Source organism: Streptomyces subrutilus (assembly GCF_008704535.1).
GTDB lineage: Bacteria > Actinomycetota > Actinomycetes > Streptomycetales > Streptomycetaceae > Streptomyces > Streptomyces subrutilus.
On the sequence record NZ_CP023701.1, the window covers coordinates 4,600,228 to 4,625,000 of the forward strand.

Annotated in this window: 20 protein-coding genes; 13 read left to right on the forward strand and 7 right to left on the reverse strand. The window is 74.6% G+C overall.

The window, feature by feature from the left end; genetic code table 11:
- Positions 1-128 precede the first annotated feature (128 nt).
- Positions 129-878 (reverse strand): TIGR03089 family protein, encoded by a 750-nt coding sequence (locus CP968_RS20225; protein WP_150519343.1) that lies wholly within the window; start codon positions 876-878, stop codon positions 129-131.
- A 140-nt stretch (positions 879-1,018) separates the two neighbouring features.
- On the opposite strand from CP968_RS20225, the gene CP968_RS20230 reads away from it, so the two are divergent.
- On the forward strand, positions 1,019-2,419 hold the full coding sequence (locus tag CP968_RS20230; RefSeq protein WP_150519344.1) for a peptidoglycan recognition protein family protein: 1,401 nt from the start codon (positions 1,019-1,021) through the stop codon (positions 2,417-2,419).
- A gap of 83 nt (positions 2,420-2,502) precedes the next feature.
- Positions 2,503-3,579 (forward strand): DNA-3-methyladenine glycosylase family protein, encoded by a 1,077-nt coding sequence (locus CP968_RS20235; RefSeq protein WP_150519345.1) that lies wholly within the window; start codon positions 2,503-2,505, stop codon positions 3,577-3,579.
- Positions 3,580-3,615: 36 nt separating this feature from the next.
- On the opposite strand, the gene CP968_RS20240 is transcribed toward CP968_RS20235, so the two are convergent.
- From CP968_RS20240 to CP968_RS20250, 3 genes are read right to left on the reverse strand one after another with little or no spacing between them, the layout of a single operon-like run.
- Positions 3,616-4,920, reverse strand: coding sequence for a coenzyme F420-0:L-glutamate ligase (locus CP968_RS20240; protein ID WP_150519346.1), 1,305 nt, complete (start codon positions 4,918-4,920; stop codon positions 3,616-3,618).
- Positions 4,917-5,876, reverse strand: a complete 960-nt coding sequence (cofD, locus tag CP968_RS20245) for a 2-phospho-L-lactate transferase (RefSeq protein ID WP_150519347.1) — start codon at positions 5,874-5,876, stop codon at positions 4,917-4,919. Before cofD ends, CP968_RS20240 begins: the two co-directional genes overlap by 4 nt.
- Before the next feature lie 28 nt (positions 5,877-5,904).
- A complete protein-coding gene (locus CP968_RS20250; RefSeq protein WP_150519348.1) occupies positions 5,905-6,447 on the reverse strand; it encodes a cysteine dioxygenase in 543 nt (180 codons plus the stop codon).
- A gap of 628 nt (positions 6,448-7,075) precedes the next feature.
- Between CP968_RS20250 and CP968_RS20260 the strand changes: the two genes are divergently transcribed.
- The 3 genes from CP968_RS20260 (at position 7,076) to CP968_RS20270 (ending at position 12,804) form a co-directional block, all read left to right on the forward strand.
- On the forward strand, positions 7,076-7,339 hold the full coding sequence (locus CP968_RS20260; RefSeq protein WP_003983763.1) for a WhiB family transcriptional regulator: 264 nt from the start codon (positions 7,076-7,078) through the stop codon (positions 7,337-7,339).
- Positions 7,340-7,624: 285 nt separating this feature from the next.
- Positions 7,625-11,320 carry a glycosyltransferase family 2 protein gene (locus CP968_RS20265; RefSeq protein ID WP_150519349.1) on the forward strand — a complete coding sequence of 1,232 codons (3,696 nt, stop codon included), beginning with the start codon at positions 7,625-7,627 and terminating at the stop codon, positions 11,318-11,320.
- Positions 11,317-12,804 carry a DUF5719 family protein gene (locus tag CP968_RS20270; RefSeq protein ID WP_150519350.1) on the forward strand — a complete coding sequence of 496 codons (1,488 nt, stop codon included), beginning with the start codon at positions 11,317-11,319 and terminating at the stop codon, positions 12,802-12,804. The genes CP968_RS20265 and CP968_RS20270 overlap by 4 nt, the downstream gene beginning before the upstream one ends.
- 61 nt (positions 12,805-12,865) lie before the next feature.
- Here CP968_RS20270 and CP968_RS20275 read toward each other — a convergent pair whose 3' ends face one another.
- Positions 12,866-13,333 carry a metallopeptidase family protein gene (locus CP968_RS20275; RefSeq protein ID WP_189828813.1) on the reverse strand — a complete coding sequence of 156 codons (468 nt, stop codon included), beginning with the start codon at positions 13,331-13,333 and terminating at the stop codon, positions 12,866-12,868.
- A gap of 91 nt (positions 13,334-13,424) precedes the next feature.
- On the opposite strand from CP968_RS20275, the gene CP968_RS20280 reads away from it, so the two are divergent.
- The 6 genes from CP968_RS20280 (at position 13,425) to CP968_RS20305 (ending at position 19,093) form a co-directional block, all read left to right on the forward strand.
- Positions 13,425-13,799 carry a DUF3499 domain-containing protein gene (locus CP968_RS20280; protein ID WP_150519352.1) on the forward strand — a complete coding sequence of 125 codons (375 nt, stop codon included), beginning with the start codon at positions 13,425-13,427 and terminating at the stop codon, positions 13,797-13,799.
- A gap of 77 nt (positions 13,800-13,876) precedes the next feature.
- A complete protein-coding gene (locus tag CP968_RS20285; protein ID WP_150519353.1) occupies positions 13,877-15,247 on the forward strand; it encodes a phosphomannomutase/phosphoglucomutase in 1,371 nt (456 codons plus the stop codon).
- A 211-nt stretch (positions 15,248-15,458) separates the two neighbouring features.
- Positions 15,459-15,644, forward strand: coding sequence for a Trm112 family protein (locus CP968_RS20290; protein WP_150519354.1), 186 nt, complete (start codon positions 15,459-15,461; stop codon positions 15,642-15,644).
- A gap of 60 nt (positions 15,645-15,704) precedes the next feature.
- Positions 15,705-16,838, forward strand: a complete 1,134-nt coding sequence (locus tag CP968_RS20295; protein ID WP_150519355.1) for an SIS domain-containing protein — start codon at positions 15,705-15,707, stop codon at positions 16,836-16,838.
- Between the two features lie 39 nt (positions 16,839-16,877).
- Positions 16,878-18,035 carry a mannose-6-phosphate isomerase, class I gene (manA, locus tag CP968_RS20300; protein ID WP_150519356.1) on the forward strand — a complete coding sequence of 386 codons (1,158 nt, stop codon included), beginning with the start codon at positions 16,878-16,880 and terminating at the stop codon, positions 18,033-18,035.
- 71 nt (positions 18,036-18,106) lie between these two features.
- Positions 18,107-19,093 (forward strand): cation diffusion facilitator family transporter, encoded by a 987-nt coding sequence (locus tag CP968_RS20305; protein ID WP_150519357.1) that lies wholly within the window; start codon positions 18,107-18,109, stop codon positions 19,091-19,093.
- 88 nt (positions 19,094-19,181) lie between these two features.
- On the opposite strand, the gene CP968_RS20310 is transcribed toward CP968_RS20305, so the two are convergent.
- Positions 19,182-21,299 carry a fructose-specific PTS transporter subunit EIIC gene (locus CP968_RS20310; protein ID WP_150519358.1) on the reverse strand — a complete coding sequence of 706 codons (2,118 nt, stop codon included), beginning with the start codon at positions 21,297-21,299 and terminating at the stop codon, positions 19,182-19,184.
- Between the two features lie 346 nt (positions 21,300-21,645).
- Here CP968_RS20310 and ahcY point away from each other — a divergent pair, with 346 nt between their 5' ends.
- Both ahcY and CP968_RS20320 read left to right on the forward strand, forming a co-directional pair.
- The gene (ahcY, locus tag CP968_RS20315) at positions 21,646-23,082 is read left to right on the forward strand and encodes an adenosylhomocysteinase (RefSeq protein ID WP_150519359.1); all 1,437 of its coding nucleotides are present in this window, start codon (positions 21,646-21,648) and stop codon (positions 23,080-23,082) included.
- A 146-nt stretch (positions 23,083-23,228) separates the two neighbouring features.
- On the forward strand, positions 23,229-23,852 hold the full coding sequence (locus CP968_RS20320) for a hypothetical protein (protein WP_150519360.1): 624 nt from the start codon (positions 23,229-23,231) through the stop codon (positions 23,850-23,852).
- Positions 23,853-23,870: 18 nt separating this feature from the next.
- On the opposite strand, the gene CP968_RS20325 is transcribed toward CP968_RS20320, so the two are convergent.
- Complete coding sequence (locus CP968_RS20325) at positions 23,871-24,770, reverse strand: RDD family protein (RefSeq protein ID WP_229886980.1); 900 nt, start codon at positions 24,768-24,770, stop codon at positions 23,871-23,873.
- Positions 24,771-24,773: the final 3 nt, after the last annotated feature.

Here is a 24,773-nt window from a genome sequence, read left to right on the forward strand (position 1 = left end):
GACAAATCGCCCGTTCCGCGGCGAACGGGCCGAGACGAACGCGGGCCGAGACGCGCGGGCCCAGACGAACGCGGGCCGCGGCGGTCCGCGGCGGGCCGGGCCGCACCCGCCCGGACCGCCGCGGCCCGCTACGCGCTGTGCGTGACGCGCTCGCTCTCGACCCGCTGCGCCAGCGCCTCCGGCGACAGCCCCGCCAGGTTCCGGCACAGCACCACGGAGCCGCCCGAGGCCAGCGGGGCGAAGAGCCCGGCCGACAGCCCCTCCCACGTGTCGTAGCCGAGCCCGGTCAGCAGCCGCGAGCCGGGCCCCAGCCCGCGCTCCGCCGCGTCCGCGCGGGCGCGCTCGACGAGCTGCGCGAACGAGAGCTCCGCGCCGCCGACGGCGAGCCCGGGCCCGTCGGGGTCGACCGGGACGAAGGGCGCGAAGCGGTCCCCCTGCCCCGGCACCTCCACCGCGTAGTCCGCGAAGCCGGCCGGCGGCTGCGGGAAGCGGCCGCCCAACGGCCGCAGCGCCAGCGCCACGCGCTCGCCGCCGCAGGCCAGGGCGCGGTCCAGCGCGTCCGGCCCGCTGACGACGAGGTCGGCCGCGCCGGGGTCGCCGTCCACCGCGGCCACCACCCCGACCGAGGAGCAGGCGAGCAGCCACACGGCGCTCTGCCAGTGCGCGGGCAGCAGCAGCGCGAGCCGGTCGCCCGGTTCGGCGCCCAGGTCGCCCTGGAGCAGGTTGGCGGTCTTGGCCACCCAATTGGCGAAGGTGGCGACGGACAATTCGACGCGCTCGCCCGTGGCGTCGTCGTAGAAGGTGACGAGCGGGCGGCCCGGATCGGCGGCGAGCGCGGATCGCAGCAGGTCGGCAGGGGTGCGGTCAGTGGCGTTCACCCGGCACAGGGTACGCGGGCCCCTCCCCCGTACGGCGGCCCGCGGCTCCCCCGTACGGGGGAGGGGTATCCCGGGCGCGTCCGGACGGAGCGTCAGTTCTCGGATGGCGCCCGGCTCCACGGGTGCCCACCATCCTGTTCATGCGTGGATACCTTGCTTCCTCGATCGGCGTCGCGACGGCTGCCGTACTGGCACTGCCCCTCGCGCTCCCCACCCCCGCCATGGCCCTCGCGTCCCCGGGCGCGGCCGCTCCCGTCACCCCCGCCGGCTCCACCCGGTCGCTGCCGCTCGCCCCCCTGGGCCCGGCGGCCGACCGGACCCCCGGCGTCCCCGGCATGAGCGCCTCGCCCCGGCTCCCCGAGACGCAGGGCCTGGCCGCACGCGAGGTCAGCACGTTCTCGCTGGTCGGCGTCGTCTGGGACGACGCCTCCCGGCGGCTCGACGGCCGCGTGCAGGTCCGCACCCGCGCCGTCGCCACGGGCGCCTGGTCGCCCTGGCAGGACGTGGAGACCCACAACGACGAGCACGTGGCCGATCCGGACGCGGCGGAACGCGGCTCCGGCCGCGTCCGCGGCGCCACCGCCCCGCTGTGGGTCGGCGCCTCCGACGGGGTGGAGGTCCGCGTGCAGGCCGATCCGGGCGCCGCGGCCACCCGCGCCCCGGCCCGGCTGCCCTCCGGACTGCGGATCGAACTCGTCGACCCGGGCGAGGAGGCGCCCGCCTCCGACCCGGACGGCAAGAACGGCGCCCCCGGCGACGACAAGGGCGAGATGGCCGCGCCCGGCATGTCCATGGAAGCGGCCGAGTCCTCGGCCGCCAACCTGCCCCACGCCTCCCTCGGCGCGAGCGAGATCTCCGCCCTCGACAAGGCCGACTCCACCGCCGACGCCGTCTACGCCAGCGACGGCGAACTGACCGCCGCCGCCCGGCCGTACATCGGCCCGCGCCCGCGCATCGTCACCCGCAAGGGGTGGGGCGCGGACGAGCGCCTGCGCGAGAAGGGCTTCGTCTACACGAAGACCGTCAAGGCCGCCTTCGTCCACCACAGCGCCTCCGGCAACAACTACGCCTGCAAGGACGCCCCGGCCGTGCTGCGCAGCCTGTACCGCTACCACGTCGTCAGCAGCGGCTGGCGGGACCTGGGCTACAACTTCGCCGTCGACAAGTGCGGCACGGTCTACGAGGGCCGCGCGGGCGGCGTCTCCAAGGCGGTCCTCGGCGCCCACACCATGGGCTTCAACACGGACAGCATGGGCGTCGCCGTGATCGGCTCCTACTCCTCCACCTCCCCGCCGGCGGCGGTGGTCGACGCGGTGGCCCGCCTCACCGCCTGGAAGCTCGGGCTCTTCGGGGCGGACCCGCGAGGCAAGACGACCCTGACGTCGGGCGGCGGCAACCTGTACGCCAAGGGCCGCGGCGTGCGGCTGAACGTCATCTCCGGCCACCGGGACGGCTTCGCGACGGAATGCCCCGGCCGGCTCCTCTACGGCAAGCTCCCCACCACCCGCACCACCTCGGCCCGCCTCCAGGGCCGCCCGTAGCCCGACCGGGCCCCGCGCGCGGGGCCCGGCGGCGCGGCGACCGCGGGTCGGGGCCGGCCGTCGGCAGGGCTACGCTCGAAGGCATGGCCGGCCGCTTCGACCCCCTCAGCCGCGCCGCCGTACGCGGCGGCCGCACCACCGTGCCCCCGGGCCGTCCCGCGGGACCGGCGGAACCGGCGGGACCGGGCTCCGGGTCCACCGCCACCGAGCCGGTCGAGGCCGCACCCAGCGGACCGGCAGCCGGCACCACCGCGCCCAAGCGGCGGCGATGGGTGCCCGAGGGGGCCGTCGACCTCGGGCTCACCCTCGGCCCGCTGCGGCGCGGCCCCGGCGACCCGACCTTCCGCACCACCCCCGACGGCTCCGTCTGGCGGGCCAGCCGCACCCCCCACGGCCCCGCCACCCTCCGGGTCGTGATGACCGCCGACGCCGCGTGCGCCGAGGCCTGGGGCCCGGGCGCGGACTGGATGCTCGACGCGCTGCCCGCCCTGCTCGGCGCGGGCGACGACCCGGCCGCGTTCGTGCCCCGCCACCGCCTCCTGCACACCAGCCACCGCCGCCGCCCGGGCCTGCGCCTCACCCGCACCGGGCTGGTGCTGGAGTCCCTGATCCCGACCGTGCTGGAACAGAAGGTCACCTCCGACGAGGCCTACCGCGCCTGGCGCCGCCTCGTGAGCCGGTACGGCGAGCCGGCCCCCGGCCCCGCCGAACCGCGGCTGCGCGTCATGCCCGACGCCCGGACCTGGACGCTGATCCCCTCCTGGGACTGGCACCGGGCCGGCGTCGACGCCAAGCGCTCCGCCACGATCATCCGGGCCGCGCGGGTGGCCGCCCGCATGGAGGAGGCCGCCGCCATGGAGCTGCCCGAGGCGGCCGCCCGGCTGGAGGCCGTACCCGGCATCGGCCCCTGGACCTCGGCCGAGACCCTCCAGCGCAGCAACGGCCACCCCGACGCCGTCACCACCGGCGACCTGCACCTGCCCGGCATCATCGGCTACGCCCTCGCGGGCGACCGGGACGCCGACGACGCCGCCATGCTGGAGCTCCTCGCCCCGTACGCGGGCCAGCGCCACCGGGCCGCCCGCCTCGTCCTCCTGGCGGGCCGCACCCCGCCGCGCCGCGCACCCCGGATGTACCGCAACGACATCGGCCTGATCTGACCGCCACGCCCGGTCCGGCCCCGGCCCGGCCCGCCCTCAGCGGACCTCGATGAACTCCGCGGCGGTCCGGTCCGGCCGCCGCGGCGGCGCCGCGGCCGGGTGGCCCACGGCCACCGCGCCCATCGGGTCCCAGTCGCCGGGCAGCGCCAGCACCTCGCGGACCACGTCCCGGCAGAACATCGTCGAGGACACCCACGCCGACCCCAGCCGCTCCCCGGCCAGCGCGACCAGCAGGTTCTGCACGCCCGCGCCCATCGCGACCACGAACATCTCCCGCTCGGCCGCGTCCCGCCGCGCGTGCCCGTAGTGGTGTGCCCCCTCCGTCACCAGACAGGGCACCACCAGGTACGGGGCGGCCCGCAGGACCTCCCCGCGCCGCACCCGCTTCGCGATGGACTCCTCCGACCTGCCGTCCGCCCGCAGGTCGGCGACCCACGCGTCCCGCATGGCGTCCAGCAGCTCCCGCCGCGCCGCCGCCGACTCCAGCAGCACGAACCGCCACGGCGTCGTGTGGTGCGGCGCAGGGGCCGTCACGGCCGCCGCCACCGCCCGGCGCACCGCGCCCGGGTCCACCGGCTCGGAGGTGAAGGCACGGACCGTACGGCGCTGCGTCACGGCCTCCCGCACCGCCTCGGAGGTCCCCAGCCGGAACATGTCGTCGGCCGCCGGGCGCACCAGGTCCCGCGCCGACGAGCCCTCGCCCAGCACGTGGGGCAGCCCGCGCACCACCGCCACCGGCAGCCCGGCGGCCTTGCCCTTGACCAGGTCGCCGGCGGCGGCCAGCTCGTCGGCCGTGGCCACCACGGTCGCGCTCAGCGGATTGCCGTACGCGTCGGTGCCCCCGCGCAGGTCGTCCAGGACCCGCACCCCGGCCGAGCCGATCGCCACGTCGGTGAGCCCGGCGCGCCACGGCCGTCCGAAGGTGTCCGTCACCACCACGCCCACGTCCGCGGAGAGGAGGTCGCGCAGCCCCGCCCGGATCGCCGCCGCCGAGGCGTCCGGATCCTCGGGCAGCAGCAGCACGGTGCCCGCCGCGGTGTTGGAGGCGTCCACCCCGGCCGCGGCCATCACCAGGCCCTGCCGGTTCTCCACGATGCGCAGCGCACCCCGGCGCGCGACCACCCGTACGGTCTCCGCGTCGATGGCCTCCTCGCGCGAGGAGGCCCGCACGATCCGGCCCTCCGCCTTGGAGACGATCTTGGAGGTGACCAGCAGGACATCGCCGTCCCGCAGGTCGGGCGCGGCCGCCGCGATCAGCTTCGCCAGGTCGTCGCCCGGCCTGACCTCGGGGATCGAGTCGACCGCCCGTACCTCGTACGAGGGAACGCGCGCGGCCGTCACCGCGAGGCCTCCGCCAGCTCCAGGGCGGCCCGGGCCATCGCGGCGGTCGCCTCCAGGTCGGTCATCATCAGCGGCACGGCCCGGCAGGTGATCCCGGAGGCCTCCACCTCGGCGACGGCCTCCGTGTCGGTGGTGTCCACCAGCCAGCCGTCGAGCAGACCGTTCCCGTAGTGCAGGGCGACCGCGGCCGCCGTGGACTCCACGCCCACCGCGGCCAGCACCTTGTCGGCCATCCCGCGCACCGGCGCGCCCCCGACGATGGGGGACAGGCCGACGACGGGCGCCGAGGCCGAGGCGACGGCCTCGCGGATGCCGGGCACGGCCAGGATGGTGCCGACCGAGACCACCGGGTTGGACGGCGGGAACAGGATCACGTCGGCGGCCGCGACGGCCTCCAGCACGCCGGGCGCCGGTGTGGCCTGATCGGCCCCGACGGGGACGATCGCCTCCGCGTCCACCGCGGCGCGCAGCCGCACCCAGTACTCCTGGAAGTGGACGACCCGGCGCTCGCCGGTGCCGCCGTCGGTGATGGCGACGTGGGTCTCGACCCGGTCGTCGGACATGGGCAGCAGCCGGACGCCGGGCTGCCAGCGGTCGCAGAGGGCCTCGGTGACGGCGCTCAGCGGGTAGCCCGCGCCGAGCATCTGCGTACGGACGATGTGGGTGGCGAAGTCGCGGTCGCCGAGGCCGAACCAGGTGGGTCCGACGCCGTACGCGGCGAGTTCCTCCTTGACGGTGAAGGACTCGTCGGTGCGGCCCCAGCCCTGGTCCTCGTTGATGCCACCGCCGAGGGTGTACATCACCGTGTCCAGATCGGGGCACACCTTGAGCCCGAACAGGTGAATGTCGTCACCGGTGTTGCCGATGACCGTGATGTCCGCGTCGGGGACGGCGGACCTGAGTCCGCGCAGGAAACGGGCGCCGCCTATACCGCCGGCCAGAACAACGATGCGCATGCCCGAAGTCTGTCAGGCCGCGTGCCGGTCAGACCGACAAGGCCGCCGGCCTGGCGGGGGAGCAGCTGTGCATCGGCATCTCGGTGAGGCCGGGGAAGTAGACGTGCAGGCTGACGGCGCCGTCGAGGGTGTCGTTGACGACCTCGTGGGCGTAGCCGGGGGCGAAGACCCGCTGGGAGCCGGCGCCGAGGGCGAGCCGGCCGCGCGGGCTGTGCTCGGTGAGCTCGCCGTCCAGGACGGTCAGCACGCCGGAGGAGCTGCCGTGGTCGTGCGCGCCGCTGCCCTGGCCGGGCACCCAGCTGAGCAGCCAGACCTCGTAGCCGGGGCCGGTGCGCAGCCGGTGGTACCAGCGGGTGGTGGCGTCGTAGCGGACGAGGTGCTCCCAGGAGCCGCGGTCCGCGGCGATGGAGCGGGCCAGGCCGGCGAACTCGGCGACGGTGGCCGGATGCTCGCGGGCGGGCTGGAGGAGGTGCTGCACGGCGAGGATGTCGCCGGCGATCTGCAGGTCGCTCTCGCCGCCCGACGCGGGGGCGGGGGCGGTGACCAGGGGGGTGGGGGTGGCGCTGTTCATCGTGGGGATACCTCGACGGATGTCAGTCGTGCTGGCGGTTGCTGCGGGGGCCGGCCGGAGCTCAGCGGAGCCGGGGCTCCGAGGGCATCAACAGCTGCAACAGCAACAGCGAACCTGGGCAGCGCACAGGAACCCACGAATGGGGGTCCGGGTGGCGGCTGCGGGCGCTGACATGCGGACAAGGAGACCGGGTCGGAGGGGTGACTGTCAACTCAATGTCTGGTTTGAGAGGAAAGTTTCACCCCATCCGGTTGCCGTGTGCGGAGAAAGGTTTGTGCACTGCGCCCCGGGGGAGATCGCGCCGTGCGGCGATTCAAACCCGTATCCGCCATCTCGTGACCGGACTGTGATCTGCGCCGCTTCTTTGACCGGATCGCAACCCCGACCGGGAGTGAGGCGTGATTTTCAGGGAAGGCGCACGCTGTGAGCGCCCGCTGCATCTGTCATGGTTTTTGGCGATATGAACACTTTCTGCATAGGCTTGGTTCCGCAGAGTGAATAAGGGGCCCAATAGCAGATCTCGGCTTGACTGCGCCGGAGCTACACACTTGTAATTTCACTCGTGTCGTTGCGTAGCGATCGGTGACGGCATGACCACGGGGACGCATAGACAGAGCGAGGGGCGCACATGACCGAGCTGTTTCAGGAACTGCTGGTCGAGGAGGCGGACGAGGAGCTCGGATGGCAGGAGCGGGCCCTCTGCGCCCAGACCGACCCCGAGTCCTTCTTTCCGGAGAAGGGCGGCTCCACCCGCGAGGCCAAGAAGGTCTGCCTCGCCTGCGAGGTCCGCTCCGAATGCCTTGAGTACGCCCTCGCCAACGACGAGCGATTCGGCATCTGGGGCGGCCTGTCCGAGCGCGAGCGGCGCCGGCTGAAGAAGGCAGCGGTCTGACGGGGGCCGGGCGCCCCGCGCGGGCCCCGCACGGCACCTCGCACGACATATCCGACGACTTGTCACACGGCACATCGCACGGCATACCGACAGCCCGTACGGCACCGCACCCGGCGCGGCGGCGAGGCGGTCGACGAGCAGAACCCGCAGAGCGAACGGTCCGCCTCCCGCACCTTCCCCGCAGGAGGCGGACCGTCGTCGTGCCAGCCGTTAGTGTGGGGCGCTGTCCAGCAGCCTCCGAGGGCACACCACCCCCGGACCCCCGGCCGGAGGGCCCGTACCGCGATGTCCCTGCACAGCCAGTCGGCGGCCTCCCACCAGGCCCCCGCCACACCCGAGTTCCCCCGGCACGTCGTCACCGCGGTCCTCGTCGCCCACGACGGCGCACGCTGGCTGCCCCGGACGCTCGCCGGCCTCCTCGGCCAGGAACGCCCCGCGCAGAACCACATCGCCGCCGACACCGGCAGCGCCGACGACTCCGCCCGCCTGCTCTCCGAGGCCCTCGGCGACCAACGGGTCCTGCACCTGGCCCGCAGAACCGGATTCGGCACCGCCGTCGAGGAGTCCGCCCGCACCGCGGGCACCCTCACCCCCGAGGACCTCCCGTACCTCAAGCGCCCCAGCGGCTGGGACCCCGTCAGCCGCACCTGGCGCGACGACGCGTACGACCTCCCCGAACTGCCCCACGGCGAACCGGTCCAGTGGCTCTGGCTGCTGCACGACGACAGCGCCCCCGAACCCGACGCCCTCACCGAACTGCTGCGCGTCGCCGACCAGAACCCCGACGCCGCCGTCATCGGCCCCAAACTGCGCGGCTGGTACGACAAGAAGCAGCTCCTCGAAGCCGGCGTCACCCTCGCCCGCAGCGGCCGCCGCTGGACCGGCCTCGACCGCCGCGAACAGGACCAGGGCCAGCACGACCAGGTCCGCCCCGTCCTCTCCGTCTCCACCGCCGGCATGCTCGTGCGCCGCGACGTCTACGACGCCCTCGGCGGCTTCGACCGCCGCCTGCCCCTCATGCGCGACGACGTCGACCTGTGCTGGCGCGCACAGAGCGCCGGCCACACCGTCCTCGTCGCCCCCGACGCCGTCATGCGGCACGCCGAGGCCTCCGCCCGCGAACGCCGCACCGTCGACTGCGCCGGCCGCACCACCTCCAGCCCGCACCGCGTCGACAAGGCCGGCGCCGTCTACACGATGCTCGCCAACAGCTCCGGCCGCGCCCTTCCGTACGTCCTGCTGCGCATCCTCGTCGGCACCGCCCTGCGCACCCTCGCCTACCTGATCGGCAAGGCCCCCGGCCAGGCCGTCGACGAACTCGCCGGACTGCTCGCCACCCTGCTGCGCCCCGGCCGCGTCCTGGCCGCCCGCGCCGCCCGCCGCCGGTCCGCCGTCCCGGCCGCCGAGCTGCGCCCGCTGTTCCCGCCGCCCGGCGCCTCGCTGCGGGCCAACGCCGAACAGCTCGCCGAGTACTTCGGCCGCGACCGCGACACCGAGCCCGCCGCCGCCGGCCGGCACGGCGGCGCCAGCATCCTCACCCCGCCCGGCGAGGACGGCCACCACCCGCAGCCCGAACGCTTCGCGCGGCTGCGGCGGATCGCCCGCAACCCCGCGCCCGTCCTCTTCGGCCTGCTCCTGCTCGTCTCCCTCGTCGCCTGCCGCTCCCTGATCGGCTCCGGCTCCTTCATGGGCGGCGCCCTGCTGCCCGCCCCCGACAGCGGCTCCGACCTCTGGCGCGCCTACACCGACGGCTGGCACTCCGTCTCCACCGGCTCCACCGCCGACGCGCCCCCCTACCTCGCCGTCCTCGGAGCCCTGTCCACCCTGCTGTTCGGCTCCACCCACGCCGCCCTGACCCTGCTGCTCGTCGGCGCCGTCCCGCTCGCCGGACTCAGCGCCTACTTCGCCTCCCGGCCGCTCGTCGAGTCCCGCCTGCTGCGCGCCTGGGCCGCCGTCGCCTACGCCTTCCTGCCCGCCGTGACCGGAGCCCTCGCCGCCGGCCGCATCGGCACCGCCGTCCTCGCCGTCCTGCTCCCGCTCATCGCCCGCTCCGCCGTCGCCGCCTTCGCCCTCGACGGAGCCGACGCCGACCGGGCCGGCTGGCGCCCGGTGTGGACCCTCACCCTCCTGCTCACCCTGGCCACCGCCTTCACCCCCGTCGTCTGGCCGCTCGCCGCCGCCCTCGGCGCCGCCGCGCTCGTCCTGCGCCGCGCCCGCTGGAAGGCGTACGGCCTGCGGCTCCTGGCCGCCCTCGCCGTGCCCCTCCTCGCCCTCGCCCCCTGGTCCCTCGGCCTGCTCCTGCACCCCGGACGCCTCCTGCGCGAGGCCGGACTGCCCTACGCGACCGGCTCCGCCACCGGCCCCGGCCTCGTCGCCGCCAACCCCGGCGGCCCCGGCACCGGCGGCTCCCTGCTCCTCGCCGGCATCGTGCTGGCCGCCCTGGCCGCCCTGCTCCGCGCCGACCGGAGGCTCGCCGTCCGCACCGCCTGGGCCACCGCCCTCGCCGCGCTGCTCCTCGCCGTCCTCCTCGACCGCGCCGCCTGGGCCGGCCCCGCCACCCTCGTCCACGGCCTCGCCCTCCTCGCCGCCGCCCTCCTCGGCGCCGACGGAGCACGGGTGCGGGTCGCCGCGCGCAGCTTCGGCTGGCGCCAGCCGGTGGCCGTCCTGATCGCGCTGGCCGCCGCCGCCGGACCGCTGATCGGCGCGGCCGGCTGGGTCCTCGACGGCGCCGACGGACCGCTCCGGCGCCGCGACCCCGTCCAAGTGCCGGCCTTCGTCGCCGACGCGGGCGGGGACGACAACCAGACCCGCACCCTCGTCCTCGACCGCGAGGGCCCCGCGACCGTCTCCTACAGCCTGGTCCGCGGCTCCGGCGGCAGCCTCGGCGACGCCGAGGCCATCGCCGCGACCGGCGGCGACCCCCGCCTCGACAAGGTCGTCTCCAACCTCGTCGCCGGCTCCGGCGCCGACCAGTCCAGCCAGCTCAGCGCCTTCGCCATCCGCTTCGTCATGTTCCGCCCCGGCGGACCCGAGGACATCCGCCGCGTCCTCGACGCCACCCCCGGCCTCAGCCGCCGCCACCAGCAGGACGGCACCGCCCTCTGGGGCGTCGAACCCTGGCTGCCGCGCGCCGTCATCCTCCCCGCCCAGCAGGGCGAGGCGCCCGTCCCGGTCGCCTCCGGCCCCGTCGAGGCCCACGGCAGGATCCCGGCCGGCGAAGCGGGCCGCGTGCTGCGCATCGCCGACCGGGCCGACTCCGGCTGGCAGGCCACCCTCGACGGCAAGCCCCTCAAGCCCAGGACGCTGGACGGCTGGGCCCAGGGCTTCGAACTGCCCGCCGCCGCCGGCCGCCTCGACCTCGTCCACGAGAACTCCCTGCCGCGCACCCTGTGGCACTGGGTCCAGGGCCTCCTCGCCCTCGTGCTGCTCGTGATGGCCCTGCCCGGCCGGCGCGCCCGCCTCGACGACGACCTGCCCGAGGAAGAGGCCGCGCTCCCCGCCCAGCCCGGCCCCGCCGAGGCCGGCGAGGGCCGCCGGGCCCGCCGGCTGCGCGCCGAGGCCCAGACCCCGGACGCACCGCAGCCGGCCGCCGCCGTCGCCGACCCCTACGCGCAGATCCCCGCGCAGCCCGTCTACGGCGAGGACGCGTACGCCTACCAGCCCTACGGCGGGGACCAGGGCGGCTACGCCTACGAGCCCCGGCAGCCGCAGGCACCCCGGCAGCCCTACGCACCGGAGCCGGAGTACGGCCGGTACCCCGAGCCGGGCCACGACGCGCCCCACCCGCAGCAGCAGTACCCGCCCCAGGTGGCGCAGCCCGACCCGGCCGCCCCGGAGCACCCCCACCCGTACGACCCCTACGCGCCGTACGAACCGCCGTACGAACCGCCGTACGAACCGCCGTACGAACCGCCCTACGAACCGCCGTACGACAGCCGCGGACAGCACGACCCGCGTCCCGACGGGAGCCCCCAGCAGTGAAGCACCGCGCACCCCTGACGCTGGCGGCCGTGACGGCGGCCCTCGCCGCCCTCGCCGCGCTGGCCTCCCTCACCGCGCCCGCCGCCGAGGGGAAGGCGGCCGACGGCAAGACGGCCGCCGCCGTCCGGATGCCGGTCGAGCGGTCCCTGCTCGTGTGCCCGGCGCCCAGCTCCTCGGACATCGCCGACACCGCGTACACGGCGTTCACCCCGGCGGCCCCGGGCGGCGCCAAGACCCAGGGCACCGCCCGGCTGCTCGGCGCGACCGCCGAGGCCAAGCCCGTACTGGAGCCCAAGGAGCCCGGCAAGCCCTTCGGGGCCACCGCCTCCGGCGCCGACGCCCCCGCGCTGAACGGCACCGCCGACGGGGCCCTGGCCCCCGGCTGGACCGTGCAGCAGACGACCAAGGTCTCGGTCGGCCGCGCCCGCGGCCTGCTCGGAGCCGGCTGCACCGCACCCGGCACCGACTTCTGGTTCCCGGCGGTGAGCACCGCCAAGGGCCGCGAGGACTACGTGCACCTCACCAACCCGGACGACGCCGCGGCCGTGGTCGACATCCGGCTGTTCGGACCCGACGGGGCCCTGAAGACCGACGCGGGCGCCGGCGAGAACATCCGCATCGACCCCCGGTCCAGCGCCTCCGTCCTGCTGTCCTCGCTGGCCCCCGCGACCCAACTGGCCGACGCCACCGCCCACGTGACCACCCGTGCCGGCCGCGTCGGCGCCTCGGTGCAGGTCGCCGAGGACGGGGTGGGCGCCGACTGGCTGCCCGCGGCCGCCGACCCGACGGGCTCCCCGGTGCTCCCCGGCATCCCCGCGGACGCCGCCTCCGTACGGCTGGTCGTCTTCGCCCCCGGCGACCAGGACGCGGACCTCGCGCTCCGGCTGGCCGGCCCCGGCGGCGCCATCAGCCCGGCGGGCAACGAACAGGTGCACGTGAAGGCCGGGATGACGGCGAGCGTGGACCTCGGGGACCTGACCCGGGGCGAGCCCGGCTCCCTGCTGCTGACCCCGGTGGACGCGAAGAAGGCCGCACCGGTCGTCGCCGCGCTCCGCGTGGTCCGCGGTGCCGGGACCAAGCAGGAACTGGGCTTCGTCCCCGCCGCCGGACCCGTCGGCGCACGGGCCACCGCGGCCGACAACCGGCCCGACGAGAACGCCACCGTGCTGTCCCTGACCGCCCCCGCGGCCGACGCCAAGGTCCGGGTCACGGCCTCGCCGGGCACCGGAGGCGGTGAGGCCGCCTCCCAGGAGGTGGCGCTCAAGGCCGGCACCACCCAGAAGGTGACCCTCGCCCCGACCGGCGGCAAGGGCCCCTACGCCCTCACCGTGGAGACCCTCTCGGGCGGCCCGGTCCACGCGGCCCGCACCCTGTCCCTCCCGCACGACGGCATCGCCATGTTCACCGTCCAGACCCTCTCGGACGACCGCTCCACGGTCTCCGTGCCCCGCGCCCGCCAGGACCTGTCGGTGCTGACCCGCTGACCCGCTGACGCGCCCGCGGACCCGTCGCCGCGGACCCGCCCGCGGTACGCGCTCCCGGACCTCAGTCCTGGCCGTACCGCGGGTCCACGGTCTCCGGCGAGAGGCCCAGCAGCTCCGCCACCTGCTCCACCACGATCTCGTGCACCAGCAGCGCCTTCTCGTCGCGCGTCTTGGTCCGGATGTCCACCGGCCGCCGGAAGACGACGATCCGCGCCGGCCGCCCCTCCCGCGGCTCCTGCATCGCGCCCAGCGGCACCGCCTCGTCGTTCCAGCCGCCGTCCGCGCCGCCCGGCGGACCGGGGACGTCACCGACGAGGAACTCCACTTCGGCCAGTTGGGGGAAGCGCCGCTCCAACCGCTCCACCGAGTCCCGCACGAGGTCCTGGAAAAGCTCCGCCCGGCTCGCCGACAGCGGCACCTGGGGCGGGGCCACGGGCCCGCGCATCCCCCGTCCGTGCCGGTCACGACGGCGCGGGCGGGGCTCGGCGGGGAGGTCGGCCGGTCGGGGAGGAAGGGGGCTGTCCGTCACCCCCGCAGGGTAGCCGCCGACCCCGACACGGGGGAGTGAGCGCCGGGAGAGTCGTCGCGGCCCGGTCAAGAGTGCGGTACCGTCCAACGTCGTGAGCCTTGTACGTCGCTGTTCGCGCACCGCGTGCGGCCGCCCTGCCGTCGCGACACTGACGTACGTCTACGCCGATTCGACCGCAGTTCTCGGCCCGCTCGCCACCTACGCCGAACCCCACTGCTACGACCTGTGCGCCGAGCACTCGGAGCGCCTGACCGCCCCGCGCGGCTGGGACGTCGTCCGGCTGTCCGACGGCTCGGGCCCGGCGCGCCCGAGCGGCGACGACCTCGAAGCCCTCGCCAACGCCGTCCGCGAGGCGGCCCGCCCGCCCGAACGCGCGGCCGGGGCGGGCGGTTCAGGTCAAGGTGGCCCCTCCACCGGCGAAACCCGCCGCGGACACCTGCGCGTCTTGCGCTCGCCGGATTCCTGACGCCCCGTTCGTCTGAAAAGCCCCGCTCCGGGCACGGTAGGTTTGCTCGACCGCACAGACCTTCAGGAGGGCAGGCAGTGGCCGCAGATCTTTCGAACATCGTCAAGGCGTACGACGTCCGGGGCGTCGTGCCCGACGAGTGGGACGAGCACCTGGCCGAGCTGTTCGGCGCGGCATTCGTGGAGGTCGTCGACGCCACCGCCATCGTGATCGGCCACGACATGCGCCCCTCCTCCCCGGGCCTGTCCGCCGCCTTCGCCCGCGGAGCCGCCGCCCGCGGCGTGGACGTCACCCTCATCGGGCTCTGCTCCACCGACCAGCTCTACTACGCGTCCGGCCACCTCGGCCTCCCCGGCGCCATGTTCACGGCCTCCCACAACCCGGCCCGGTACAACGGCATCAAGCTCTGCCGCGCCGGCGCCGCCCCCGTGGGCCAGGACACCGGCCTCTCGCAGATCCGCGCGCTCGTCGAGAAGTGGTCCGACGACGGCGCCCCCGCCGCCGCCCCGGGCACCACCCCCGGCACCATCACCGAGCTGGACACCCTCCCGGGCTACGCCGCGCACCTCAAGGGCCTGGTGGACCTCACCGCCATCCGCCCGCTCAAGGTCGTCGTCGACGCGGGCAACGGCATGGGCGGCCACACCGTCCCGACCGTGTTCGACGGCCTCCCGCTGGACGTCGTCCCCATGTACTTCGAGCTCGACGGCAGTTTCCCGAACCACGAGGCCAACCCGCTCGACCCGAAGAACGTCGTCGACCTCCAGGCCCGCGTGCTCGCCGAGGGCGCCGACCTCGGCATCGCCTTCGACGGCGACGCCGACCGCTGCTTCATCATCGACGAGCGCGGCGTCGGCGTGTCCCCGTCGGCGATCACCGCCCTGGTCGCCGCCCGCGAGCTGGCCCGCAACGGCGGCACCGGCACCGTGATCCACAACCTGATCACCTCCTGGTCCGTCCCCGAGGTCGTCCGCGAGCACGGCGGCACCCCCGTCCGCACCCGCGTCGGCCACTCCTTCATCAAGGAGGAGATGGCCAAGACCGGCGCCATCTTCGGCGGCGAGCACTCGGCCCACTACTACTTCAAGGACTTCTGGAACGCGGACACCGGCATGCTCGCCGCGCTCCACGTCCTCGCGGCCCTCGGCGGCCAGGAGGGCACCCTCTCCGACCTGGTCTCCTCCTACGACCGCTACGCCGGCTCCGGTGAGATCAACTCCACCGTCGAGGACCAGAAGGGCCGCCTCGCCGCCGTCAAGGACACCTACGGCTCCCGCGAGGGCGTCACCATCGACGAACTGGACGGCCTGACCGCCACCGCCGACGACTGGTGGTTCAACGTCCGCGCCTCCAACACCGAGCCGCTGCTGCGCCTCAACGTGGAGGCCCGCGACGAGGCCACCCTGGCCGCGGTCCGCGACGAGGTCCTCGCCCTCATCCGCGCCTGACCCGTCGACCGTCCGTCCGACCCGACCGCGCCCGACCGGCCCGGCGGCCGCCGGGGCCCACCGCCCCGCCGGCCGCCGGGCCGCCGGCCTCCCGGACCACGGCCGCCACCCGCCCCGACCTGCGCGTCCCGGGCCACCTCGGGACCGCACCGGGGATGACTCGGCGGTACGCTGACCACGCCCCAACCCCATGTTCGAAGGGAAGCGCCCCATGCCGCTCGAAGCCGGTCTCCTGGAGATCCTCGCCTGCCCCGCCTGCCACGCGCCCCTCGCGGACGAGTCGGCCGACGAGACGGCACCCGAGCTGATCTGCACCGGCCAGGACTGCGGCCTCGCCTACCCGGTCCGCGACGGCATCCCGGTCCTCCTCGTGGACGAGGCCCGCCGCCCCGCCTGAGCAGCCCCGCACCGCGCGACGCGCAGACTGGATTCCGTCACCCGACAGCCGGAGGCCGCCATGCTCGACGAGTCACTCCTCGACGCACCGGAGGATCTCGCCCGCGCCGACCGCCGCGGCCTGCTCCGCGGCGCCGCCGAGGCCGGAGCCCGGGTCCGCACCGCGGCCCGGCACGCCACCGAGGCGGGCCTCGCCGACCTGCGCCCCGACGGCCGGCCCCGCGCCGTCCTCATCGCCGGGCCCGGCACCGCCGCCACCGGCGTCGCGGACCTGCTCGGCGCCCTGGCCGGAGCCGCCGCCCCCGTCATCCGGCTCGACCCCACCGGCGTCGCGCACGCCGCCGGCGCCCTGCGCTGGTCCCTGCCCGGCTGGGCCGGCCCCGTCGACCTGCTGCTCATCGCCACCACCGACGGCACCGAACCCGGCCTCGCCGTCCTCTCCGAGCAGGCCTACCGGCGCGGCTGCACCGTCGTCGCCGTCGCCCCCGAACGCTCCCCGCTCAGCGAGGCCGTCGACGGCGCCCACGGCCTCCTCGTCCCGATGGCCAAGGCCCCGTACCAGGAGTACGACGAGTCCGCCGCGGCCGGGCCGGGCGCCCTCTGGGCCCTGCTGACCCCGCTCCTCGTACTGCTCGACCGGGTCGGCCTGATCGCCGCCGCCCCCGGCACCCTCCAGCTCGTCGCCGACCGGCTCGACCGCACCGCCGAACGCTGCGGCCCGGCCATCGCCACCTACTCCAACCCGGCCAAGACCCTCGCCTCCGAGCTGGCCGACTCCCTCCCGCTCATCTGGAGCGAGGGCACCGGCGCCGGCCCCGCGGGCCGCCGCTTCGCCGCCACCCTCGCCGAGCTCGCCGGCCGCCCCGCACTCGCCGCCGCGCTCCCCGAGGCCCTGCCCGCCCACGGCGTCCTGCTCGCCGGCGCCTTCGCCGCCGGAGCCGATCCCGAAGACTTCTTCCGTGACCGGGTCGAAGAGCCCCAGGCCCTCCGCGCCCGCATCGTCCTGCTGCGTGACCGGCCGGCCGGCGGCCTCACCGCCGCCCCGGCCGCCCGCGAGCTCGCCCTCAGCCACGACACGGCCATCAGCGAACTCGAACCGGAGGAGGGAGTCGAACTGGAACAGCTCGCCGAACTCCTCGCCGTCACGGATTTCGCCACCGCCTACCTGGCGTTGGCTTCCGGGGGACACAGCTGAGGTACACCTGCGTACCCGGCTCTATCCAGGAAGACGACGATGGACCGCCTGACGAACACGATCCGCCCCTACGCCTGGGGATCGGCCACCGCCATCCCCGCGCTCCTCGGAGTCGAACCCACCGGTGAGCCCCAGGCCGAGATGTGGATGGGCGCCCACCCCGGCGCCCCCTCCCGCCTCGACCGCGGCTCCGGCGAGACCGCCCTCTCGGACGTCATCGCCGCCGACCCCGAGGGCGAGCTGGGCGCCGCCGCGGTCGCCAGGTTCGGCCCCCGCCTGCCCTTCCTCCTCAAACTCCTCGCCGCCGGCGCCCCCCTCTCCCTCCAGGTCCACCCCGACCTGGCCCAGGCCGCCGCCGGCTACGCGGACGAGGAGCGCCGCGGAGTCCCGATCGACGCGGCCCACCGCAACTACAAGGACCCCAACCACAAGCCCGAGATGATCTGCGCGCTCACCCCCTTCGACGGACTGTGCGGATTCCGCGCCCCCGACGAGGCCGCGGAGCTCCTCGAAGGGCTCGGCGTCGACTCCCTCAAGCCGTACGCCGACCTGCTGCGCGCCCACCCCGAGGACGCCGCGCTGCGCGAGGTGCTCACCGCCGTACTGACCGCCGACCGCGAGGAGATGGCCCGCACCGTCACCGAAGCCGCGGCCGCCGCCCGCCGGCTCGGCGGACCGTACGCCCCGTACGCCTCCCTGGGCCACGACTTCCCCGGCGACCCCGGCGTCATCGCGGCCATGCTGCTCAACCACTTCCGGCTCCAGCCGGGCGAGGCCGTGTTCCTCGGCGCCGGCGTCCCGCACGCCTACATCGACGGCCTCGGCGTCGAACTGCTCGCCAACTCCGACAACGTGCTGCGCGCCGGACTCACCCCCAAACACGTGGACGTGCCCGAGCTGCTGAAGATCGTCCGGTTCGCATCGGGCGACCCCGCCGTCCTGCGCCCCGAGGGCGACGTCGAAGAGGTCTACGAGACCCCCATCGACGAATTCCGGCTCTCCCGCTTCCTGCTCGCACCCGGTGGCGCCCCCCGCCTCCTGCCGGTGGACACCGCGCAGATCCTGCTCTGCACCGCGGGCGCGCCGCACGTCGGCGAACTCGGCCTCGCTCCCGGGGAGTCGGTTTTCGTCCCCGCGGGCGAAAAGGCCGAACTGTCCGGTACCGGAACCGTATTCCGGGCCACGGTGGTCGTCTGACGCGCCGTCGCCGGGGTAGCTGCAACAATGTGCGGCCGGTAGACCGTGGCTAGGAAGGACACCCTGCATCCATGAGCGCGTCGGGCGGTACCAAGGCGATCGTGGCGGCACTCGCCGCCAACCTCGCCATCGCTGTAGCCAAATTCGTGGCGTTCCTCTTCAGCGGATCCTCGTCGATGCTCGCGGAAAGCGTCCACTCGCTCGCGGACTCCGGAAACCAGGGCCTGCTGCTGCTGGGCGGGAAGAAGGCCAAGCGCGAGGCGACCCCGCAGCACCCCTTCGGCTTCGGGCGCGAGCGGTACATCTACGCCTTCCTCGTCTCCATCGTGCTCTTCACCGTCGGTGGCATGTTCGCCATCTACGAGGGCTACGAGAAGATCCACGACCCGCACGAGATCACCCACTGGTACTGGCCGGTCGGCGTCCTCGTCTTCGCGATCCTCGCCGAGTCCTTCTCCTTCCGCACCGCGATCAAGGAGTCGAACGAGACCCGCGGCCAGCAGACGTGGCCCCAGTTCATCCGCCGGGCCAAGGCCCCCGAGCTGCCCGTCGTCCTCCTGGAGGACTTCGGCGCGCTCGTCGGCCTGGTCCTGGCCCTCGGCGGTGTCGGCCTGGCCCTGCTCACCGGCAACGGCGTCTGGGACGGCATCGGCACCCTGTGCATCGGCATCCTGCTGATCGTCATCGCGATCATCCTGGCCGCGGAGACCAAGTCCCTGCTGCTGGGCGAGGCCGCGGGCCTGGACGACGTCGAGAAGATCAAGGCCGCCGTCGTCGACGGCGACACCGTGACCCGGCTGATCCACATGCGCACCCTGCACCTCGGCCCCGAGGAGCTGCTCGTCGCCGCGAAGATCGCCGTACGCCACGACGACAGCGCGGCCCAGGTGGCCGACGCGATCAACGCCGCCGAGACCCGCATCCGCGAGGCCGTCCCGATCGCCCGGGTGATCTACCTGGAGCCGGACATCTACCACGCGGAGGCCGACCGGGGCCCGGAGCCCACGGACCCGACGGGCACCGTCCCGACGAGCACCGACCCGGCCGCCCGCGCCTGACCCGCACGCGGACCCGCGGGGAGAGGGGCCCCGCAGCCGTACGGCTGCGGGGCCCCTCTCCCCGCGGGTCCGCGTGCGGGCCGGGGAGCTACCGGATCTCGCGCAGCACCTCCAGGACCGCCCGCACGTCGGGTGCGGACGCCAGGCGCTCGCGGAAGCCGGTGTCCATCAACTTCCGCGACAGCAGCGCCAGGATGCGCAGGTGCTCGTCGCCGGCCGCGGCCTCGGGCACCGAGATCATGAAGACCAGCCGGGCCCTCGTCCCGTCCGGCGCACCCCACTCGATGCCCTCGTCGGACCGGGCGAAGCCGACGGTGGGGCGGGCCACCGCGTCCGTCTTGGCGTGCGGGATGGCGATGGACTCGCCGAGCCCCGTCGTCCCCTGCGCCTCCCGGGCCAGCGCGACCCGTACGAGCTCGTCCACGTCCCGCACGTTGCCGGTGGTGGCGAGCACCGCGGCCATCTCGCGGATGGCCGCCTCCTTGGTGTCCGCGGCCAGTTCCGTCCGCACGGTGCGCCCGGTCAGGTACCCGGAGAGCACCTCCGGCTCCCCGTCCGCCGCGGGCGCGGGCCGGGTCCGCACGGCGGTGGCGGTGGCCGTCCCGGTGGCCGTGGCCGCACTGGTGGCGGCGTCCGTACCCGCGTCCGTACCCGCACGCGTACCGCCGGCCGGGGCCGTACCGGCGGCCGCTCCGGCCGGCAGCGGATCGGGGGAGAGGGCCGCGGGGGCGGGCCCGCCGGCCCTGCGCAGCTTGAGCTCGATCAGCGCGTTGGTGGTCAGCGCGGTGACGACCGTGCCCGCCGCGATCGCGACGAAGAACATCGCGGCGCCGCCGATGGCCCCGAACACCGAGACGATCGGACCGCCGTGCGGCACCGAGTCCTGGACCCCGGCCAGGCCCGCGACGGCGCCGGCCACGGCGCCGCCCAGCATGTTCGCCGGGATGACCTGGGCGGGGCGCGCAGCGGCGAAGGGGATGGCGCCCTCCGAGATCCCGAAGAGGCCCATGAACAGGGCGGCGATGCCCGTCTCCCGCTCCTGGTCGCTGTAGAGCCTGCGGCGCAGCAGCGTGGCCAGGCCCTGGCCCAGCGGCATGACGGGGATCGCGGCGGCGGCCATGCCCATGACGTGGTTGTTGGTGCCGATCAGGCCCACGGCGACGAGGAAGGCCGTCTTGTTGACCGGGCCGCCCATGTCGAAGGCGATCATCAGGCCGATGAGCGCGCCGAGGACGATCGCGCTGGAGCCGGTCATCCCGTTCAGCCAGCTGGTCAGGTGCGTGAAGACCCAGGAGATCGGCCGGCCGATCACGTAGATGTAGAACAGGCCGAGCGCCAGCGTCGACACGATCGGGATCACGATGATCGGCATGATCGGCTGGACGAACCTCGGGACCTTGACCTTCTTGATCCACACCACCAAATAGCCGGCCAGGAAGCCGGTCGCGATGGCGCCCAGGAAGCCCGCGTTGGCGTCGGCCCCGTAGATCGTCGTGGCCTCGCCGGCGAGGAAGCCGCCGATCATGCCGGGTACGAGCGCGGGCCGGTCGCCGAGCGCGTAGGCGATGTAGCCGGAGAAGATCGGCAGCATCAGCTTGAAGCCGAGACCGCCCAGCGCGTTGACGTAGAACCAGAACGAGCCCTGGTCGAACTCGATGCCCTTGGCCGTGGTGTGCCCGCCGAGCGCGATCGAGACGGCGAGCAGCAGACCGCCCACGACCACGAAGGGGATCATGTGCGAAACGCCGTTCATCAGCGCCTTGTACGCGGCGCTGCGCTCGCGCCCGCCGCCCCCACCGCCCCCACCGCCCCCGCCGCTTTCGCCGGCGCCCGCGCCCGACCCGGTCTGGACGGGGGCGCTCTGCACGCGCCCGATCAGCTCCTTGGGCCGGTGGATGCCGTCGGCGACACCGGTGGACAGCACCCGCTTGCCGGCGAAGCGGTCGCGGTCGACCTCTTTGTCGGCGGCGATGATGATCCCGTCCGCTTCTCTGACATCGTTGTCAGAGAGCACGTTCTCGGCGCCGATCGAGCCCTGCGTCTCCACCTTGATGTCGACACCGAGCTCGTCCGCGGCCTGTTGGAGCTTCTCCGCGGCCATGTAGGTGTGCGCGATGCCCGTGGGACACGCGGTGACGGCGAGCAGCTTCAGGCGCTTGCGCCCGCTCGCGCTCCCGTCCACGGGAGGGCCGGCCGGACTGGTCACTGCAATCTCCTTCACGCTGGGGGTCCTGCGGGATCGCGCGGAAGTTTCGATCCACTGGCATCGTGCCTCGGGTAAGGAGCGGATCAAAAGTCCGAAAGGCCCTGAATCCTTCCGCCGGAGGACCCGAAGCCGTGCCCCGACTCCTGCCCCGGCGGCTGGGGCTCACTCCGCCGATCGGTGTAGATTCGTCATCAGTGTCAGGCGTCGCTGCTGATGGCGGTCGGGCGGTCTTCGCGACCGGCCGAGGGGAGAGAGGGCCCCCGACGGACTGTGCTCGGTGCCCCGTCCCCCGGACGGCGCACGGCTCAGCCGTACCCACCCTCTCGAACCATGAGGAGCAGCACCCATGGACTTCAAGGTCGCAGACCTCTCCCTCGCCGCCTTCGGCCGCAAGGAGATCACCCTGGCCGAGCACGAGATGCCGGGTCTGATGTCGATCCGCGCGGAATACGCGGACGCGCAGCCGCTGGCCGGAGCCCGGATCACCGGCTCGCTGCACATGACCGTGCAGACGGCCGTGCTCATCGAGACGCTCGTCGCGCTCGGCGCCGACGTCCGCTGGGCCTCCTGCAACATCTTCTCCACCCAGGACCACGCCGCCGCCGCCATCGCGGTCGGCCCGAACGGCACCCCCGAGGACCCGCAGGGCGTCCCCGTCTTCGCCTGGAAGGGCGAGACGCTGGAGGAGTACTGGTGGTGCACGGAGCAGGCGCTGACCTGGCCGAACACCCCCACCGGCGGCCCGAACATGATCCTCGACGACGGTGGCGACGCCACCCTCCTCGTCCACAAGGGCGTCGAGTTCGAGAAGGCCGGCGCCGCCCCGGACCCGTCCACGGCGGACTCCGAGGAGTACGCGTACATCCTCACCCTGCTCAACCGCACCCTCGGTGAGTCCCCGCAGAAGTGGACGCAGCTCGCGTCCGAGATCCGCGGTGTGACGGAGGAGACGACCACGGGTGTGCACCGTCTGTACGAGATGATGTCCGAGGGCACGCTGTTGTTCCCGGCGATCAATGTGAACGATGCGGTGACGAAGTCGAAGTTCGACAACAAGTACGGGTGCCGGCATTCGTTGATCGACGGCATCAACCGTGCCACCGATGTGCTGATCGGTGGGAAGACGGCGGTGGTCTTCGGGTACGGGGACGTCGGCAAGGGGTGTGCGGAGTCGCTGCGCGGTCAGGGTGCGCGGGTGATCGTCACGGAGATCGACCCGATCTGCGCGTTGCAGGCGGCGATGGACGGGTACCAGGTCGCGACGTTGGACGATGTGGTGTCGAGTGCGGACATCTTCATCACGACGACGGGTAACAAGGACATCATCATGGCCGCGGACATGGCCAAGATGAAGCACCAGGCGATCGTGGGGAACATCGGTCACTTCGACAACGAGATCGACATGGCGGGTCTCGCGAAGATCGAGGGGATCGTCAAGGACGAGGTCAAGCCGCAGGTCCACACGTGGAAGTTCCCCGACGGGAAGGTCCTGATCGTGCTGTCGGAGGGCCGGCTGCTGAACCTGGGCAACGCGACCGGGCACCCGTCGTTCGTGATGTCGAACTCCTTCGCGGACCAGACCCTGGCGCAGATCGAGCTGTTCACCAAGCCCGCCGAGTACCCGACCGGTGTCTACGTGCTGCCCAAGCACCTCGACGAGAAGGTCGCCCGTCTCCACCTCGACGCGCTGGGCGTCCGGCTGACCACCCTGCGCCCGGAGCAGGCCGCGTACATCGGCGTCGACGTCGCCGGCCCGTACAAGCCCGACCACTACCGCTACTGATCGATCCCCCGCGGATCCGCAGCACGTGAGCACGTGAGCACGCCAGCGCGCGCAGGCGTGCCCACGTGAGGACCGAGCACCGAGCACCCGAGTCAGGCCCCCGGCGCACCGCCGGGGGCCTGCCCCGTCTCCAAGGAAGCCCCGCCATGCCCCGCGGCCGCTATGCGCTCCACGATCCGCACGACCACACGCCCCTCGGCGAGGAGCACTTCCACTGCGCCCCCGGCCCCTCGGGCTGGCGCTACGTGTCCCAGCTCACCGCGCCGAACGGCGACCACCGCGGCTCCGTGGACCTCGCCGTCGACGCACTCGGCCGCCCCATCCGCCTGGAGGCCAACGCCGCGAGCTGGCAGGTCCGGGGCGCCGCCATCGACGGCGTCACCTGGGTCCGTTCGGACCCCACCGGCACCGGGGCCACCGAGGGCAACGTCCGCGCCGCGGGCTTCACCGGCACCTCCCCGGCCTTCCTCGTCGCCACCGCCCGCCTGCTGCGGCCGGCCCCGGGAGCCCCCGCCACGCGCGTGCGCCTCGTCGCCCTCACCGATCCGGTCCTGGCTCCCCGTACGGTCGACCAGGCGTGGGCCCTGGTCTCCCGCGAGGAGCACCCCACGGACAGCGGACCGCTGCTCGTGGACGAGTACCGGGTCAGCGCCCTGGACACCGGCGAGGTCCACACCGTCCACCTGGCCGGGGACGTGGTCCTCTCGGCCCCCGGCATCGAACTCGAACACCTGGAGACCCCGCCCTCGACCTTCGAGGACCCGGCGTAGCGCACCCGCCCGCGGGACTCAGGCGGGAGGCGCGAACCCGCCGGCCCGCGGCGCCGCCGCAGGAGCCGTCGGCGCGCCGGGAGCGGGAGCCGGTGCCGGCCCGACCGGCGCCACGGGCGCGAGGTGCGCCGCGGCCGGCACGGCCGGGACCGGGCGGGGGGCCGCTCCCGCGGCGCCGAAGGCCCGGGCCGCGTCCCGCGACTGACGTTCGTGCACCACGGCCATCAGGAACGCGGCGGCCGGCACCCCGGCCGGCGGCGGCGTCCCGGTCCGCGCCACGAGATCGTCCGCCAGCCGCGCCGCCATGGCGGCGCCCACCTGCGGGTCGAGCTGCCCCATGCGCGTCAGGTACTGCCGTATCGCCAGCCACAGCCCCTCCGGCACCGCCGACAGGTCCAGCCCGGAGAACCGCCCGGCCAGCCACGGCGGTGGGGGCGGCACCGGCATCACCCGCGCCCCCGGCACCCGCTCGCGGATCACCAGCGTCCCCGCGAACACGTCGCCGAGCCGCCGCCCCCGCTCCGAGGCCAGCGAGGCGATGCACGCCACGGACCCGAAGGTCATCAGGAGTTCGACCACGCCCATCGCCCCGCGCACCAGCGCGTGCCGGAACCGGATCGGACCGCCGTCGTCGCGCACCACCCGCAGCCCGCACGCCAGCTTGCCCAGCGACCGCCCGTGCGTGAGGGTCTCCACGGCCATCGGTACGCCGACCACCAGCAGCAGCCCGCTCGCCACGGTCACCGCCGCCTGCGCCGCGTCGTCCAGCGAGGCCGTCGCGAACTGCAGCCCGACCGCGACGATCACGTACAGCGCGACGTAGACCGACAGGTCGAGGAGGAACGCGAGCGCCCGGGTCGGCACCCTCGCGGGCCGCAGCCCCAGGACGACCGCGTCCCCCGTGACCAGACCGCTCACCAC

Excerpts from the sequence above, each read along its gene's own strand:
- CP968_RS20230 (WP_150519344.1), top strand. The coding sequence starts at position 1,019 with ATGCGTGGATACCTTGCTTCCTCGATCGGCGTCGCGACGGCTGCCGTA.
- CP968_RS20235 (WP_150519345.1), top strand. The coding sequence starts at position 2,503 with ATGGCCGGCCGCTTCGACCCCCTCAGCCGCGCCGCCGTACGCGGCGGC.
- cofD (WP_150519347.1), bottom strand. The coding sequence starts at position 5,876 with ATGCGCATCGTTGTTCTGGCCGGCGGTATAGGCGGCGCCCGTTTCCTG.
- CP968_RS20250 (WP_150519348.1), bottom strand. The coding sequence starts at position 6,447 with ATGAACAGCGCCACCCCCACCCCCCTGGTCACCGCCCCCGCCCCCGCG.
- CP968_RS20260 (WP_003983763.1), top strand. The coding sequence starts at position 7,076 with ATGACCGAGCTGTTTCAGGAACTGCTGGTCGAGGAGGCGGACGAGGAG.
- CP968_RS20265 (WP_150519349.1), top strand. The coding sequence starts at position 7,625 with ATGTCCCTGCACAGCCAGTCGGCGGCCTCCCACCAGGCCCCCGCCACA.
- CP968_RS20290 (WP_150519354.1), top strand. The coding sequence starts at position 15,459 with ATGCCGCTCGAAGCCGGTCTCCTGGAGATCCTCGCCTGCCCCGCCTGC.
- CP968_RS20295 (WP_150519355.1), top strand. The coding sequence starts at position 15,705 with ATGCTCGACGAGTCACTCCTCGACGCACCGGAGGATCTCGCCCGCGCC.
- manA (WP_150519356.1), top strand. The coding sequence starts at position 16,878 with ATGGACCGCCTGACGAACACGATCCGCCCCTACGCCTGGGGATCGGCC.
- CP968_RS20305 (WP_150519357.1), top strand. The coding sequence starts at position 18,107 with ATGAGCGCGTCGGGCGGTACCAAGGCGATCGTGGCGGCACTCGCCGCC.
- ahcY (WP_150519359.1), top strand. The coding sequence starts at position 21,646 with ATGGACTTCAAGGTCGCAGACCTCTCCCTCGCCGCCTTCGGCCGCAAG.
- CP968_RS20320 (WP_150519360.1), top strand. The coding sequence starts at position 23,229 with ATGCCCCGCGGCCGCTATGCGCTCCACGATCCGCACGACCACACGCCC.